Genomic DNA, 15,009 nt, shown 5'->3' with positions numbered 1-15,009 from the left:
AAGAGATTATATTTCGCGGGGAGGCGGCCTAGCGGGTCAGGCGCGGCGGCACACCGCCCCAGGCGGAGAGATCGGCTAATCGCGAAGATCCGCGCCGCCCCTCATCCGGCCCTGCGGGCCACCTTCTCCCCGTTAACGGGGAGAAGGAAGAGAGCGTGCTTACGCGAATGCGCCGTGGCAGTGCTTGTACTTCTTGCCGGAGCCGCAGGGGCAGGCCTCGTTGCGGCCGATCTTGCCCCAGCTAGCCGGGTTGTTGGGGTCGCGGTTCTCGGGAGCGACGATCGCGGTCGTCTCGGGGCGGACCAGCAGCGCCGTCTCGCCACCTTCGAAATCATTCTCGCCGGTGGTGCCGTCGATATGGGTGCCGAACATGTCGGGCGCTTCGGGCGGCGGTGCTTCGGCGGCCTGGCGGACCAGTTCGACGCGCATCAGCTGCGCGGTGACGGCCTGGCGCAGATTGCCCAGCATCGCCTGGAACAGTTCGAACGCCTCGCCCTTGTATTCCTGCAGCGGATCGCGTTGGGCGTAGCCGCGGAAGCCGACGACCGAACGCAGATGGTCGAGATTGACGATGTGCTCGCGCCACAGATGGTCGAGCGTCTGCAGCACCACCGAGCGCTCGACATAGGTCATCACCTCGGGGCCGAAGCGCTCGGAACGCTCTTTGGCGGCGGCGTCGGCGGCCTGCGTGATGCGCTCGCGGATGTCGTCCTCGGCGATGCCCTCTTCCTTGGCCCAGTCGTCGACCGGCAGGTCGAGATTGAGGAATTCGGCGACCTCGGCTTTCAGCCCGGCAACATCCCACTGCTCGGCATAGGCGTTTTCAGGAATGGCCTTGGCGACGATCTCGTCGATGACGCCCTCGCGCATCTCGGCGATGATCTCGGTCAGGCCCTCGCCATCCATCAGCTCGATGCGCTGCTCGAACACCACCTTGCGCTGGTCGTTGGAGACGTCGTCATATTTCAGCAGGTTCTTGCGGATGTCGAAGTTGCGCGCCTCGACCTTCTTCTGCGCCTTTTCCAGCGCCTTGTTGATCCACGGATGGATGATCGCCTCGTCTTCCTTGAGGCCGAGCTTCTGCAGCATGCCGTCCATGCGCTCGGAGCCGAAGATGCGCATCAGATCATCCTGCAGCGACAGGAAGAATTTCGAGCGGCCGGGATCGCCCTGGCGGCCTGAACGGCCTCTGAGCTGGTTGTCGATGCGGCGCGATTCGTGGCGTTCGGTGGCGAGCACGTAGAGGCCGCCGGCGGCCAACGCCTTTTCCTTCAGACGCTCGACGTCGTCGCGGATCGCCTTTTCCATGGCTTCGCGCTCGGGACCTTCCGGCATGTCGCCCAACTCGTCGGCGATGCGCATCTCGGCATTGCCGCCGAGCTGGATGTCGGTGCCGCGGCCGGCCATGTTGGTGGCGATGGTGATGACGCCCGGCTTGCCGGCCTGGGCGACGATCGCCGCCTCGCGCTCGTGGTGGCGGGCGTTCAGCACCTCGAAATCCTTGAAGCCTTCCTTGCGCAGGCGGTCGGCCAGCTGCTCGGACTTTTCAATGGAGGTGGTGCCGACCAGCGTCGGCTGGCCCTTGGCGCTGGCTTCGCGGATCTCCCTGACGATCGCCTTGTATTTCTCCTCGACCGTGCGGTAGACCTCGTCGTCCTCATCCTTGCGGATGACCGGCAAATTGGTCGGGATCTCGGTGACGTCGAGATTGTAGATGTTGCCGAATTCCTCGGCCTCGGTCAGCGCGGTGCCGGTCATGCCGGAAAGCTTCTTGTAGAGGCGGAAATAGTTCTGGAAGGTGACGGAGGCGAGCGTCTGGTTCTCCGGCTGGATCGCCACATGCTCCTTGGCCTCGAGCGCCTGGTGCAGGCCTTCCGAATAGCGGCGGCCGGGCATCATGCGGCCGGTGAATTCGTCGATGATGACGATCTCGCCGTTGCGGACGATATAGTCCTTGTCCTTCTGGAACAGCCGGTGCGCCTTCAGCGCGTTGTTGACATGGTGGACGATGGCGACGTTCTCGACGTCGTAGAGCGACTCGCCCTTGAGCAGGCCGGCATCGCGCAGCAGGTTCTCCAGCTTCTCGGTGCCTTCCTCGGTGAAGATCGAGGTCTTCTGCTTCTCGTCGATCTCATAATCCTGCGGCTGCAGCTGGATGATGAAGGTGTCGATGGTGTTGTACATTTCCGAGCGGTCCTCGAGCGGACCGGAAATGATCAGCGGCGTGCGCGCCTCGTCGACCAGGATGGAATCGACTTCGTCGACGATCGCGTAATTGTGACCGCGCTGCACCATCTGGGCGCGCTCGTACTTCATGTTGTCGCGCAGATAGTCGAAGCCGAGTTCGTTGTTGGTGGCATAGGTGACATCGGCGGCGTAGGCGGTGTGGCGCTCCTCGTCGGACAGGCCGTGGACGATGACGCCGACCGTGAGGCCGAGAAACTTGTAGACGCGACCCATCCATTCGGAGTCGCGGGTGGCGAGATAGTCGTTGACGGTGACGACGTGGACGCCGTTGCCGGCGAGCGCGTTGAGATAGACCGGCAGCGTCGCGACCAGGGTCTTGCCCTCACCGGTGCGCATCTCGGCGATGCCGCCATTGTGCAACACCATGCCGCCGATCAGCTGGACGTCGAAGGGGCGCATGCCGAGCACGCGGCGTGCCGCCTCGCGGGCGGTGGCAAAGGCTGGTACCAGAAGGTCGTCGAGCGTGGCGCCATTGGCGATGTCCTGGCGGAATTTCGCGGTGCGGCCGACCAACTCCTCGTCGGAGAGCGCCCGCATCTCGTTTTCCATGGCGTTGATCGCCTCGACACGAGGCCGGGTCGATTTGACCCGACGGTCGTTGGAGGAACCGAAAACCTTACGGGCGAGACCGCCGAGACTGACCATCCAATGGTCCTTTCGATAGAATTCTCAATCTTTGAGATGGGCGCCGGCCGGCCCCATCAAATCCACGTGAACGCACCGCCTGAATACGGGCAAACACAAAAAGCGCCCGGAAAACGGTTCTGGACGCAAAGTCGTTGGACAGATAAGAGGGGGCTCAACTGATGTCAACGCCGCGCTGGCCCTGCCGGTCGCGCCAAATTCCGCCACAATCCGGCTGATCTGGAACCTCCCCGCCCTCATAATCCCTTACCGGAGTCATCTTCATGTCCTTGTTGTTCCGCCGCGCGTCGCTCGCCAGCCTTGGTCTGGCCTTCGGCTTGTCGGCCCTTTCGCTGTCGCCGCTGATGGCGCAACAGACCGCTCCCGCCGCTCCGGCGGACGCAGCAGCACCTGCCGCGGCGCCGGTCGATCCGAATACCGTGATCGCCACGGTCAACGGCCAGGCCTTGACCGAAGCCGACCTTGTGCTCGCCGAAGGTGAGCTGTCGCAGCAGTTCGCCCAGCTGCCGGCCGAGCAGCGCCGCGCCGCGGCCCTTTCGGCGGCCATCGAAATCCGCGTCATGGCCGCCCAGGCGGTCACCACCGGCCTCGACAAGGATCCCGACTTCCAGCGCCGCATGGCCTTCCTGCAGCAGCGCGCGCTGCATGGCGAGATGGTCGAGAAGGGCGTTGTCGACAAGGTCACCGACGCCGAGGTTCGCGCCCGCTACGACCAGGAAATCGCCAACACGCCGCCGGTCAACGAGGTGCATGCCCGTCACATCCTCGTGAAGACGAAGGAAGAGGCCGAGGCCATCATCAAGCAGCTCGACGGCGGTGCCGACTTCCAGAAGCTCGCCAACGAACACACCAGCGATCCCTCAGGCAAGACCAGTGGCGGCGATCTCGGCTGGTTCGGACCTGGCCAGATGGTGCCGGAGTTCGACAAGGCAGCCTTCGCGCTTCAGGTCGGCAAATACACCGAGCAGCCGGTACAGTCGCAGTTCGGCTGGCATGTCATCAAGCTCGAGGACAAGCGCACCAAGCAGCCGCCGGCCTTCGACGACGTCAAGGACCAGGCCAAGCAGGCGGTCATCCGCGACAAGTATTTTGCGCTGGTCAAGTCGCTGCGCGCCGGCGCCAAGGTCGAGATTCCCGATGCGAACCTGAAGAAGGCGGTCGAAACGCTGGAAAGCGCCAAGTAAGCCTGAAAGAATTTTCGAAAGGGGCGCGGCAGCCAGGGGTTGCCGTGCCTTTTTTTATCGGCTGGCGGCAGCCGATTTACTTTCCGGGCACCGCTATGCCTCGCATCACGTAGTTGACTGCCTTGCGTATCGTCGCTTCGTCCTCGTCGAGCCGGTTGGTCAACAGATGCCTCCAGGCGAAGGAGGCGATCAGGTCGGCGACCAGCGCTGAATCGATGTCGGCGGCGATTTCGCCCCTTGCCCTGGCGCGTTCGACCATCTGGCCGGTATGGGACCGTCGGCCCAGCGCATAGTCGGCAAGTGCCGCAGACGCCGCATCATCCGACTGCGCCTCGGCGATCAGCGACCGGAACACGCTGCCAGACGATGTCTCGCGCCAGTGGGTGAACAGGTTTTTCAGGAAGCCGACGAGATCCTCCTCCAGTCGCCCGGTATCGGGAACATCGACGCGTTTCTGGCGCTGGTAGACCTCGAGCAGCAATGCGGCCTTGCTCGGCCACCAGCGGTAGATGGTTGGTTTGCCGGCGCGGGCGCGGCGCGCCACCGCCTCGATCGAGAAACCGGCATAACCGGCTTCGACCAGCACGGCCTCGGCGGCTTCGAGAATGGCATCGGCGCTGTCGGGATTGCGCCGCGCGCCGATCGATTTGCGTGCCGGATCGGCGTCTTCGGCCATTCCTGTCGTCCTCGCCAACAATTTCGCCGGCAATATACGTGACCCGGCGATCAAACGAAACGGCCCGTTTTCAAGGTTCTGGAAGCAGGCGATAATGGCGGCAGGGAAACGAATCCGGGTTAACGGGTTTCCTTCTGAGCCTTCGCCCGCGCGTGGTTGAAGAAGCATCAAAAAGCGAAAAACCCGCCTGTTCGGCGGGTCACTGGCGCAAGTCAGCACCATGGACAAACATGTAGCATAGCTGCCCTCACCGGGTCAAGAAAAAATTCCTATCGACATGAAACGCGACCCGGCGGCAGTGTCTCAGTTTGAAATAATCGAACGCGCGGCATCGGCGGCCCGGTCCAGCAGGATTCTTGCTCGCCCCTGTCCTATCTCGCGTTGATATTCCGCTAGGAACCAGTAGTTTTACTCCCTCTGGAAAGCTCTAGCCACCCGCTTCATTTCAAATTGGACCACGATTTTTGCATCGACAAGAACGACATATTCGTCATCATATTGGTCCGGCACTTCTTCTATCAGGTGGAAAACAGTGCCCTGAACTCCCAGAGAGGAGACGGCTTCGATCAAGGCTAAGTCGCGACTGGAATCCTCGGGCCTTAGCCTCAGCGATTCAACCTCGTAGCGATCTCCGAGTGCCACACAACTGCTCCATGCTTTGCGCCGATGTCTATTGCAGCGCTTGCGATGTCTCGGACTCGATGCGCCAGCCGCCGTCCGCCTTGACCAGGCCAAGCGTGACACGCGCCTTACCGGTCAGGCGCGCCGCCGACTTGTCCTTCGGCACGTAGTCATAGCGCATCGCAAAGACGGCCTCGGCGCGATCCTCGCCATGCGGTGTGACTTCCAGGCTGCCCGGCTCCAGGCCGAGCGACCAGGAGGCCCACTGCGCGAACCAGTCGGCCTTGACCCTGACGATGGCATCGGTGTCGTAGCGGGTGCCGAAAATGGTGGCGGAGGAGCCGTAGAGCCGCTTGACGGTCTCGCTCATCACCTTGGTGTCCGGTGTCAAATAGTCCTGGCGCAGGAATTTCTCGATCGACCCCTTGTCGTCACCGACGGATCGTTCAAGTGCTGCAACTTCCGTGGGGGGTGCCGGAGCCGCGGCCGGCTTCTGCGGCTGGGCGGGTTGTCCGTCCGAGACAAACTCGAAGCGCTCAAGCAGCGAGCCTTGCTCCCAGGGGCGTTGGGCCTCGCGCGTTTGCGAAACCACGTCGCGGCGCACCGCGATCATCATGTCGTTGATGCTCTGGCCGGGTTCGGCGATGTGCCGCAGCAGAGCCTCGGCGAAGGGCGAGTTGCGCCCGCTTCCGTCCATGGCGACGGCACCTGGCGCGGTCGAGAAGGCGATGAAAGAGCCGCGCGTCGAATCGAACTGCGCCAGCCCGGCCAGCGCCGTCGCCGAGCGGGTGGTGGCGGTGCGGCTGAGACTCCGGGCAAATGGGTTGTTGCGGCAGGCGTCGAGAAACACAAGGCTGACCTTGGTCTGCTGTTCCATGATGTCGAGGACTTCGTCGATCGGCACGGCCTCGAGTTGCAGCTTGACCGGCATGTCGAGCCTGGCGTCGACGGGAACGATGTAATTGCGCCCCTCGACCTGAAGGCCGTGGCCGGCATAGTAGAAAAGCCCGACGCCGGCGGCTTCGAGCGCATCGGAGAACTCGCCGATGCTGCGTTCGAGCTCGCGCTTGCCGAGATCATTGCCTTCGATGACCTCGAAACCGATGGAGCGCAGCTTGTCGGCGATGTCGAGCGCGTCGTTGACCGGATTGGCCAGCGTGCCGGCTTCGGCATAGGTGCCGTTGCCGATGACAAGCGCCACCCGCCGTTGCGGCTGCGCATCGGCGCTCAGCAGCAAAAGTCCCAGAAATGCCCATGCGAGGATCGCCAGCCTGCCCATGGGAAGATCATAACGCTAGAGGCCGCGGCGACGCCAACAGATTTGAAATGCAGGCTTAATTCCGATTGGGTTTCCGCCCCTGGCGGGAGCGAAAACGCCCTTGCGCCCGCGCGTCGTATCGGGCAAACCGGCCTTCCCTTGCGATTTTTCCCGCCCGAGGTCCCATGTCCACGACGATTTCGCCGCTCGCGCCGAAGAAATACCCCAAGATGCCTGCCATCGAGGGGGTGCGCATTGCCACCGCAGAGGCGGGGATAAAGTACAAGAACCGGACCGACCTGCTGACCATGGTGTTCGATGAAGGCACCGCGGTCGCCGGCGTGTTCACGAAATCGAAGTGCCCCTCGGCGCCGGTCGATTTCTGCCGGCAGAATCTCGGCGCCGGCAAGGCGCGGGTGCTGGTCGTCAATTCCGGCAACGCCAACGCCTTCACCGGCAAGAAGGGCCGTGAGTCCACCGCACTGACGGGCGAGGCGGCGGCGAAGGCGGCCGGATGCAAGGCAAGCGAGGTTTTCCTGGCCTCGACCGGCGTCATCGGCGAGCCGCTCGATACCGGCAAGTTCAGCCATCTGCTGGCCGGGCTGGTCAGCAACGGCAAGCCTGACCTGTGGACCGAAGCGGCAAAGGCGATCATGACCACGGATACCTATCCGAAAGTGGCGACTGCGACCGTCAAGCTCGGCGACACCGATGTCACCATCAACGGCATTTCCAAGGGCGCCGGCATGATCGCGCCCGACATGGCAACGATGCTCTCCTTCATCGCCACCGATGCGCCGATTGCGGCCCCCGTGCTGCAGGACCTGTTGTCGCGCGGCACAGCCAAGACCTTCAACGCAGTCACCGTCGACAGCGACACCTCGACCAGCGACACGCTGCTAATCTTCGCCACCGGCAAGGCCGCCAGCCGTGGCGCGCCTGGGATAACCGACCCGAAGGATGCCCGCCTCGGTGCGTTCCGCCGGGCGCTCGGCAAGGTGCTGAAATCGCTGGCGCTACAAGTGGTGCGCGACGGCGAGGGCGCCCGCAAGCAGGTCGAAGTCACCGTCACCGGCGCCAAATCGGCGCGGTCGGCCAAGCGCATCGCGCTGTCGATCGCCAATTCGCCGCTGGTCAAGACGGCGGTCGCCGGCGAGGACGCCAATTGGGGCCGCGTCGTCATGGCCGTCGGCAAGGCCGGCGAACCCGCCGACCGCGACCGGCTGTCGATCTGGTTCGGCGACAACCGACTGGCGCATGAGGGCGAGCGCGACCCCGGCTATTCCGAGGCAGCGACGTCGGCCTACATGAAGCGCGACGACATCCGCATCCGCGCCGATATCGGCATCGGCCGCGGCAAGGCAACGGTGTGGACCTGCGATCTCACCAAGGAATACGTCGCCATCAATGGCGATTATCGGAGCTGATGGTTTTGGCTTCCAAGCATCCGGCAAGCATGCTCGCGATCGTGCGCCGCTACGAGGCGGCCGGCTTTCGCGCCTGGCCGGCAGCGGCCGTCCACTATGACGGCACCTGGGTGGTGCGGCTGACCGCCGGCCATCCGGCCAAGCGGCTGAACTCGGTCAATCCGCTCGATCCCGGCGACACCCAGCACATTGCCGACCGTATCGGCCGCGCCAGCCGCCGTTTCGATGCCTATGGCAGGCCGCTGACGTTCCGCATGTCGCCGCTGTCTGGTCCCGATCTCGCCGGCCATCTCGACCGCGAGGGCTGGAGCCGTTTCGACGAATCGCTGGTGATGCGGCTGCCGCTGGGCGACGCGCAACTCGACGCCGCCATGGACCAGATCCCGCTGAAGGACATCAGCCGCTTCATCGGCGCGTCGCTCAAGGTCAGCGGTTCGGACGTTTCGCTGCGGCCCGGCCTGTCGGAGATCATCGGCGCCATCCAGCCCGAAGCCGGGTTGTTCGCGCTCGAAGAGGGGGCCGAACCGCTGGCGACGCTGATCTGCGTCCACGACGGCGACCTGGCCGGACTGTTCGAGATCGCCACCGACAAGTCGGCGCGCAACAAGGGCCACGGCCGCAACCTGATCCTCTCGGCGCTGAAATGGGCGCGCCTGCGTGGTGCCCGCGAAGCCTGGCTGCAGGTCGAGGCCGGCAATGTGCCGGCGCTGGCGCTGTATCGCTCGCTCGGCTTCGACGAAGTCTATCGCTATCACTATCGCCGGCCGCCTGTTCATGGGTGAAGTTGGGCATGAGTGATGTGACGATCGCCGGCAAGCGCCTGCTCCTGGTCGCCGCCTGCGCGCTGGTCGATGCCGATGGCAGGGTGCTGCTGGCACAGCGGCCCGAGGGCAAGCAACTTGCCGGCCTGTGGGAATTTCCCGGCGGCAAGGTCGAGCCCGGCGAAACGCCGGAACAATGCATCATTCGCGAATTGCATGAGGAAATCGGCATCGAAACCGACATTCCCTGCCTGGCGCCGCTCACCTTCGCCAGTCATTCCTACGACGATTTCCACCTGCTGATGCCGCTGTTCATCTGCCGCCGCTTCCGCGGCATTGCCCAGCCCAGGGAAGGGCAGGCGCTGAAATGGGTGCGGCCAAAGCAGATGCGCGACTATCCGATGCCGCCGGCCGATGCGCCGCTGATCCCGTTCCTCATCGATCTTCTCTGAAGGCGCCCGCGCGGCTGCCGGTCGAGGCTTCGTGTCAGCCAGCGTTAATGGAAGATTTATCTCGTCATGAAAAATTGAAGCAAGGTCGTTTCGCGGCCGCGCCGCCGATTCGCTGGGGAGCGATAGCATGAGCCTAGACAGGGATTGGGACTCGATCCGGCCCGAGCGCAGCTTTCGCGCCGCCGACGCGGGCATGGGCATATTGCGCATCACGCTTTTGTTCGGTTCGACCGCAGTGGCGCTGGCGCTGATCGCGACACCTTTCCTCGATAGCCAGACGCGCTCGGTATCGGCCCGCGATGATCTTGCCGGCGGGCTCGACATGACGGCCACCGGCACGATCAGCCATCGCGAGACCTATACGCTGCGTCGCAGCGTGTTGCAGCCGCAGCCCAGTTCGGTCTGCATCATCCGTTCCAACGGCAGAAGCAGCGGCGACTGCTGACATGGTTAAGAGACTTCGGGAAGGCTGCGGTTTCACCGCCTGTTAAGCCTTTGCCGTTAACCTTTCTTAACAGATCGGCGGTAAGGTCCTGGCAAGAGGGATTGAGGTCATGAAAGCAGTGCTGCTGCGATTTCTGAAGGACGAGACCGGCGCCACGGCCGTTGAGTATGGCCTGATCGTCGCTGTTCTGTCGCTGACCATCGTCGGCGGCATCAGTCAGGTCTTCAACTCGATCACCTGGCTGTTCAGCGACAACGGCAGCAGGCTTGCGAACGCCTTCGCACCCTGACCTGGCGGTCCGCGCCTGACCGGATCATTGCCCGTCGGGAGCTTCCAATACCGTCTTCAGCGAGACCTTGGCCGAACCCGGCTTCAACGGTTTTTGCTGCGAGGCGTCGGGCGCCCAGCCGGACATCCAGACAATCGAGAAACTTGCCCTGACGCGGCCGTCGGGGTCGGAAAACCGCTCGGCGTAGATTTCCGCCGCACGGGCAAACAGCTTGCGTGACCCGGGCCGCCGGCTGCGATCGGTGAGCGCGCTGGTTTCGCCCATGGCCCGCAGATCCGCCATCAGGCCGAACAGATTGGCGTAGCGCACCGTCACCGTCTCGACGTCGGCGACCGGCAAAGCGAGACCGGCACGCTGGAGAAGCGCGCCGGCATCGCGCACATCGGTGAACGGAACGACACGCGGGCTGGCGCCGCCGTAAAGCTCGGTCTCGGCCGCAAGCAGGCTTTCGCGCAGCTCGAAAAGCGTGCCGGCGCCGGCAAAGGCGCCGAGGAAAAGTCCGTCGGGCCGCAGCGCCCGGCGGATCTGGATCAACATGCCGGGAATGTCGTTCATCGCCTGCAGTGACAGAAGCGAGACCGCCAGGTCGAGACTTTCCGGTTCGAACGGCACGGTTTCGAACGGTGCAATCAAGCCGGTGCCGCCGCCAATCAGAAAAGCCGTGTCCATCTCGACGCGGACAGTGTCCGCGACCTTGCCGCTCTCGGCGAGCATTTCGGCTGCCGCCGGCGTCTGGCAAAAGAGCACCGCAGCCGTGCCGAACCGGCGCTCGACGGCGCCCAGCCGGTCGGCAAGGTCCTCGGCCGTGCGGCGCATGAGGAAGTCGGCGCCGTCAACCGGATGGGCAAGCGCGCGCCGCTTGCGCGCCAACCAGAGAGAGGTATCCATTATCGGCTGCAACAGGGCAGATCCTTGTTTGTCCACGCTCTGACATCGTTGGACATTAGTTGATATAGTGGGGCGCAGGACCAACCACGTGGCCGATCCGATGCCCAAGATCAAGCCCATCGAGATCAAGAGCCTGGCCCGATCGGCCCTCGGCTGGCCGGCGCGCATTTTGTTTCCGCCGGTCTGCGCCGGTTGCCGCCGGCATGTCTCGCAGCCCGGCGTTCTGTGTGGCGCCTGCTGGACGAAGCTGCGGCTCCTGGAGCGGCCATGGTGCCCGGTGATGGACACGCCGTTCACCCACCATATGGGCGAGGGCTTTCTGTCCGCCGAGGCGATCGCCGATCCGCCACCCTTCGAGCGGGCGCGGGCGGCCGTCGCCTATTCCGGCGTCGCCCGCCAGATGGTGCAAGGGCTGAAATACCAGGATCGCACGGATCTCGCGCCATGGATGGCGCGCTGGATGGTGCGTGCCGGCGCCGATCTCATCGCCGAGGCGGATGTGGTGGTGCCGGTGCCGCTGCACTGGCGGCGGTTTTTCAGGCGGCGCTTCAACCAGTCGGCGGAACTGGCAAGGGCGGTCTCGGTGCTCAGCGAATTGCCATTCGCACCCTCGGCGGTGCGGCGCGTGAAACTCACCCGCCAGCAGGTCGGGCTGGAGAGGCAGGAACGCGAAGAGAATGTCCGGGCCGCCTTTCGGGTGCCCGCTGAGGCGGAAATCGAGATCGCCGGCCGCAGGGTGCTTTTGATCGATGATGTCTACACCACCGGCGCCACCGTCCGTGCCGCGACCAAGGCGTTGAAAAGAGGTGGCGCCGGGGCCGTCGACGTGCTGACTTTCGCCCGTGTGTTGCCGGGGGACTTTCGGGCGGACGAGTCCGCGACTATATAAGTCGGCAACGAACAGCGGAAATTCGTCATGGTCGATGTCACGATCTACACGCGCATGATGTGCGGCTATTGCAAGGCAGCCAAGCGGCTGCTCGAGAGCAAGGGCGTCGCCTTTACCGAGCACGACGCCTCCTTCTCGCCCGAACTGCGCCAGGAGATGATTTCCCGCGCCCATGGCCGCTCGACCTTTCCGCAGATTTTCATCGGTGACACGCATGTCGGCGGCTGCGACGACCTCCATGAACTGGAGGCCGAAGGCCGGCTGGACAAGCTGCTCGCCAACGGCGCGACAATTTGAGGATATGACCATGGGTGTTTTCAAGGCGGCTGCGATCCAGATGCGTTCAGGCGAAAGCCCCGAGCGCAACGCGGTCGATCTCGAACGGCTGGTGCGTGAGGCGGCGGCCCAAGGTGCGACCTATATCCAGACGCCGGAAATGACCGGGGCGCTGATCCGCGACAAGGAAGCGCGCGCCGCTTCCTTCACCTCGGAAGACAAGGATATCGTCGTCGCGACCGCGCACAGACTGGCGAGCGAACTCGGCGTCTTCCTGCATATCGGCTCGACCGCCATCCTGCGCGCCGACGGCAAGCTCGCCAACCGGGCGCTGCTGTTCGGCCCGGACGGCGCCACGCTTGCCACCTACGACAAGATCCACATGTTCGACGTCGATCTCGACAATGGCGAGTCCTGGCGCGAATCCGCCGCCTATGAACCAGGTACCGAGGCTGTCGTCACCGAGATCGAGGGTGCAAGGCTCGGCTTTGCCGTTTGCTACGATCTGCGCTTTCCACAGCTCTTCCGAGCCGAGGCGCTGGCCGGCGCAGACCTGCTTTCCGTGCCCGCCGCCTTCACCCGTCAGACGGGTGAGGCGCACTGGCATGTGCTGCTCAGGGCCCGCGCCATCGAGAACGGCGCCTATGTTGTTGCCGCGGCGCAAGGCGGCCTGCATGAGGACGGCCGCGAGACCTATGGCCATTCGCTGATCGTCGACCCGTGGGGCCACATCATCGCGGAAGCCGCGCATGACGAGCCGGCGGTGATCGTCGCCGAGATCGATCCGGCGCAGTCGGCCGCGGCGCGCAAGAAGATCCCCAATCTCAAAAATGCGCGGGATTTCGCCGTCAATGCCGGCGTGGGCGATGCGCCGCGTCTCAGGGGTGCGGCCTCTTGATCCGATTTGCCCTGATTTGCGAGCATGAGCACGAATTCGAGGGCTGGTTTCGTAGCAACGACGATTTCGACATCCAGAAGAAGCGCGGCTTCGTCGACTGTCCGACCTGTGGCTCGCACAAGGTGCAGAAAGCCCTGATGGCGCCGGCCGTGTCCACGGCGCGCAAGCAGGAAACGATAGCGCTTGCCATGGGCGAGGCGCAGAAGCAGGCCCTGGCACAGCTAAAGGCTATGGCCGAGAAGGTGCGGGAGAAAGCTGACTATGTCGGCGACAAGTTCGCCGAGGAAGCGCGCAAAATCCATTTCGGCGAAAGCGATGCGCGCGGCATCTACGGCGAAGCGACACTGGAAGAGGCCAAGAGCCTAGCCGAGGACGGCGTCGAGTTCATGCCGATCCCGGTGTTTCCGGACGACCGCAACTAAGCGGTTAGCTCACGCTGCCGATCAATTTCTCAAGCAGGCGAGACAGCGTTTCCCGTTCCGCCGGCGTCAGGCTGGCGAGGATTTCGTGCTCGTTGGCGACGTGGGCGCTGACAGCCTCGTCGATCAGTGCGAGGCCCTTTTCGGTCAGCCGCACGACGATCCCGCGCCGATCGTTGGGGTGCGGCCCGCGCAGGATCAATCCGGACGTTTCGAGCCGGTCGAGCCGGTTGGTCATGGCGCCCGACGTCACCATCGTCGCTTCGTAGAGGGCCGTCGGCGTCAACGCGTAGGGTGATCCCGAGCGGCGCAGTGTTGCCAGCACATCGAATTCGCCGGACTGCAATCCATAACGGGCAAAGAGCGGAGCGAGGCGCTCGCGGGCGATCAGCGAAGAGGCCTCGTTCAGCCGCCCGAGCACGGCCATCGGCGAGACATCCAGATCCGGACGCTCCCGCTTCCATTGCTCGATAGCCCTTGCTGCCCGATCCACTGTCTCACCGTTAAATATCTTGACGTTAAGAATCTTTCCATTATTTTACCTCAAGATGCAATGCCGGCCAAGGGCGCGCGCGACAAGGCTCGATCATGAAATTTGTCTGGGATTCGGCGCTCGGCCTGCTGGTCGTCACCGGCGGCCTGCTCGGCCTGACTCTGCCGTTCGGCAAGCTCGCCACCGCGACCGGCGTGCCGGCCATGGTCTGGGCCTTCGTCATCTCGTTCGGCGCCGGCGGCGTGCTGCTGTGCTCCTTGCTGCTGCGCGGTCAGCGCGTCCGGCTCACTGCGCACAAATTGCGCTATTTCTTCGTCACCGCGGCGGTGTCCTATGCCGTCCCCAATCTCCTGATGTTCTCGGCCATCCCGCACCTCGGCGCCGGCTACACCGGCATCATGTTCACGCTGTCGCCTGTCATCACGCTGGTGTTCTCGATCCTGCTGCGTGTCCGGCGTCCCAACATGCTGGGCATTGTCGGCATCGCCGTCGGCTTCGTCGGCGCTGTCATGGTGGCAATCACACGCGGCGAGGCCGGCCAGCCGGCCGATTTGTTCTGGGTGGTGATGGGGCTGCTCATCCCGGTCAGCCTTGCCGCCGGCAACATCTACCGCACGGTCGACTGGCCGGAAGGCACCGGCCCGATCGAGCTCGCCGTCGGCAGCCACCTGGCGTCGGCGGCGATGCTGTTGGTCGGCATTCTCGCTCTGTTCGGCGATAGGGCTTTCGCTCCGCTCGGCGGCGTGCCGCTGATCGTCGTCGCGCAGGCTGCGTCGGCGTCGGCGATGTTCGCCTTCTTCTTCCGGCTGCAGGCGGTCGGCGGCCCGGTCTATCTCAGCCAGATCGGCTATGTGGCGGCGGCGGTCGGGCTATTTGCCGGTACGGTCTTCCTCGGCGAACACTATCGGCTGCTGACCTGGGCGGGCGCGGTCATCATCACCGCCGGCGTGTTCATCACCACCAGGGCACAAAGCCAGAAGCCGTAGGGGCTCCGGCCTTCAATCCGTGTTCTCACCGCCGGGTTCCCGTCTTGGGCATGAGATACCCTTGGATGTCGGTCGTCGGTCCGGAGCGGATTTCACCTGAATTTGTAGCTGGATTATCTTTATCTTCTTGTTCGAGCATGATCTTTTCGGAAAGC

17 protein-coding genes are annotated in these 15,009 nt (G+C 64.1%); 11 read left to right on the top strand and 6 right to left on the bottom strand.

All coding sequences use genetic code 11. The features are described from left to right. Positions 1-159 precede the first annotated feature (159 nt). A complete protein-coding gene (gene secA / locus ACFSOZ_RS27990) occupies positions 160-2,892 on the bottom strand; it encodes a preprotein translocase subunit SecA (protein WP_379103318.1) in 2,733 nt (910 codons plus the stop codon). Positions 2,893-3,155: 263 nt separating this feature from the next. Here secA and ACFSOZ_RS27985 point away from each other — a divergent pair, with 263 nt between their 5' ends. Beyond that, positions 3,156-4,076 (top strand): peptidylprolyl isomerase, encoded by a 921-nt coding sequence (locus ACFSOZ_RS27985; protein ID WP_379103316.1) that lies wholly within the window; start codon positions 3,156-3,158, stop codon positions 4,074-4,076. Positions 4,077-4,152: 76 nt separating this feature from the next. Here ACFSOZ_RS27985 and ACFSOZ_RS27980 read toward each other — a convergent pair whose 3' ends face one another. The 3 genes from ACFSOZ_RS27980 to ACFSOZ_RS27970 form a co-directional block, all read right to left on the bottom strand. Continuing rightward, the gene (locus tag ACFSOZ_RS27980) at positions 4,153-4,752 is read right to left on the bottom strand and encodes a TetR/AcrR family transcriptional regulator (protein WP_379103314.1); all 600 of its coding nucleotides are present in this window, start codon (positions 4,750-4,752) and stop codon (positions 4,153-4,155) included. A gap of 408 nt (positions 4,753-5,160) precedes the next feature. Then, complete coding sequence (locus ACFSOZ_RS27975; RefSeq protein WP_379103312.1) at positions 5,161-5,394, bottom strand: hypothetical protein; 234 nt, start codon at positions 5,392-5,394, stop codon at positions 5,161-5,163. 28 nt (positions 5,395-5,422) lie between these two features. Further along, positions 5,423-6,652 carry a caspase family protein gene (locus ACFSOZ_RS27970; RefSeq protein WP_379103310.1) on the bottom strand — a complete coding sequence of 410 codons (1,230 nt, stop codon included), beginning with the start codon at positions 6,650-6,652 and terminating at the stop codon, positions 5,423-5,425. Between the two features lie 164 nt (positions 6,653-6,816). Between ACFSOZ_RS27970 and argJ the strand changes: the two genes are divergently transcribed. The 5 genes from argJ (at position 6,817) to ACFSOZ_RS27945 (ending at position 10,005) form a co-directional block, all read left to right on the top strand. Beyond that, positions 6,817-8,058 carry a bifunctional glutamate N-acetyltransferase/amino-acid acetyltransferase ArgJ gene (gene argJ / locus ACFSOZ_RS27965; RefSeq protein WP_379103308.1) on the top strand — a complete coding sequence of 414 codons (1,242 nt, stop codon included), beginning with the start codon at positions 6,817-6,819 and terminating at the stop codon, positions 8,056-8,058. 29 nt (positions 8,059-8,087) lie between these two features. Beyond that, complete coding sequence (locus ACFSOZ_RS27960; protein WP_379103491.1) at positions 8,088-8,840, top strand: GNAT family N-acetyltransferase; 753 nt, start codon at positions 8,088-8,090, stop codon at positions 8,838-8,840. An 8-nt stretch (positions 8,841-8,848) separates the two neighbouring features. After that, positions 8,849-9,271: a (deoxy)nucleoside triphosphate pyrophosphohydrolase gene (locus ACFSOZ_RS27955; protein WP_378983720.1), complete on the top strand. Its 423-nt coding sequence runs from the start codon at positions 8,849-8,851 to the stop codon at positions 9,269-9,271. A 127-nt stretch (positions 9,272-9,398) separates the two neighbouring features. Next, positions 9,399-9,716, top strand: coding sequence for a hypothetical protein (locus tag ACFSOZ_RS27950; RefSeq protein WP_379103306.1), 318 nt, complete (start codon positions 9,399-9,401; stop codon positions 9,714-9,716). Between the two features lie 109 nt (positions 9,717-9,825). Continuing rightward, positions 9,826-10,005: a Flp family type IVb pilin gene (locus tag ACFSOZ_RS27945; RefSeq protein WP_379024652.1), complete on the top strand. Its 180-nt coding sequence runs from the start codon at positions 9,826-9,828 to the stop codon at positions 10,003-10,005. 24 nt (positions 10,006-10,029) lie between these two features. Here ACFSOZ_RS27945 and ACFSOZ_RS27940 read toward each other — a convergent pair whose 3' ends face one another. Continuing rightward, a complete protein-coding gene (locus tag ACFSOZ_RS27940; protein WP_379103304.1) occupies positions 10,030-10,905 on the bottom strand; it encodes a class I SAM-dependent methyltransferase in 876 nt (291 codons plus the stop codon). Between the two features lie 76 nt (positions 10,906-10,981). Between ACFSOZ_RS27940 and ACFSOZ_RS27935 the strand changes: the two genes are divergently transcribed. Genes ACFSOZ_RS27935 through ACFSOZ_RS27920 form a run of 4 tightly spaced genes read left to right on the top strand, consistent with a single transcriptional unit; the run spans position 10,982 to position 13,378 of the window. After that, positions 10,982-11,782, top strand: a complete 801-nt coding sequence (locus ACFSOZ_RS27935) for a ComF family protein (protein WP_379103302.1) — start codon at positions 10,982-10,984, stop codon at positions 11,780-11,782. Positions 11,783-11,809: 27 nt separating this feature from the next. Further along, on the top strand, positions 11,810-12,079 hold the full coding sequence (gene grxC, locus ACFSOZ_RS27930; protein WP_379103300.1) for a glutaredoxin 3: 270 nt from the start codon (positions 11,810-11,812) through the stop codon (positions 12,077-12,079). Between the two features lie 10 nt (positions 12,080-12,089). Continuing rightward, positions 12,090-12,956 carry a carbon-nitrogen hydrolase family protein gene (locus tag ACFSOZ_RS27925; protein ID WP_379103298.1) on the top strand — a complete coding sequence of 289 codons (867 nt, stop codon included), beginning with the start codon at positions 12,090-12,092 and terminating at the stop codon, positions 12,954-12,956. Next, positions 12,953-13,378 carry a DUF1178 family protein gene (locus ACFSOZ_RS27920; RefSeq protein ID WP_379103296.1) on the top strand — a complete coding sequence of 142 codons (426 nt, stop codon included), beginning with the start codon at positions 12,953-12,955 and terminating at the stop codon, positions 13,376-13,378. Before ACFSOZ_RS27925 ends, ACFSOZ_RS27920 begins: the two co-directional genes overlap by 4 nt. A 4-nt stretch (positions 13,379-13,382) precedes the next feature. Here the strand turns inward: ACFSOZ_RS27920 and ACFSOZ_RS27915 are convergent, their stop codons facing one another. Next, on the bottom strand, positions 13,383-13,868 hold the full coding sequence (locus tag ACFSOZ_RS27915) for a MarR family winged helix-turn-helix transcriptional regulator (protein WP_379103294.1): 486 nt from the start codon (positions 13,866-13,868) through the stop codon (positions 13,383-13,385). Between the two features lie 95 nt (positions 13,869-13,963). On the opposite strand from ACFSOZ_RS27915, the gene ACFSOZ_RS27910 reads away from it, so the two are divergent. Further along, positions 13,964-14,854, top strand: a complete 891-nt coding sequence (locus ACFSOZ_RS27910) for a DMT family transporter (RefSeq protein WP_379103292.1) — start codon at positions 13,964-13,966, stop codon at positions 14,852-14,854. The last annotated feature ends 155 nt before the right edge of the window (positions 14,855-15,009 follow it).

The sequence above is a fragment of the Mesorhizobium newzealandense genome, from assembly GCF_042682145.1.
In the GTDB taxonomy this organism is placed as follows: Bacteria; Pseudomonadota; Alphaproteobacteria; order Rhizobiales; family Rhizobiaceae; genus Mesorhizobium; species Mesorhizobium newzealandense.
This window is presented reverse-complemented; position numbering and strand designations above follow the sequence as displayed.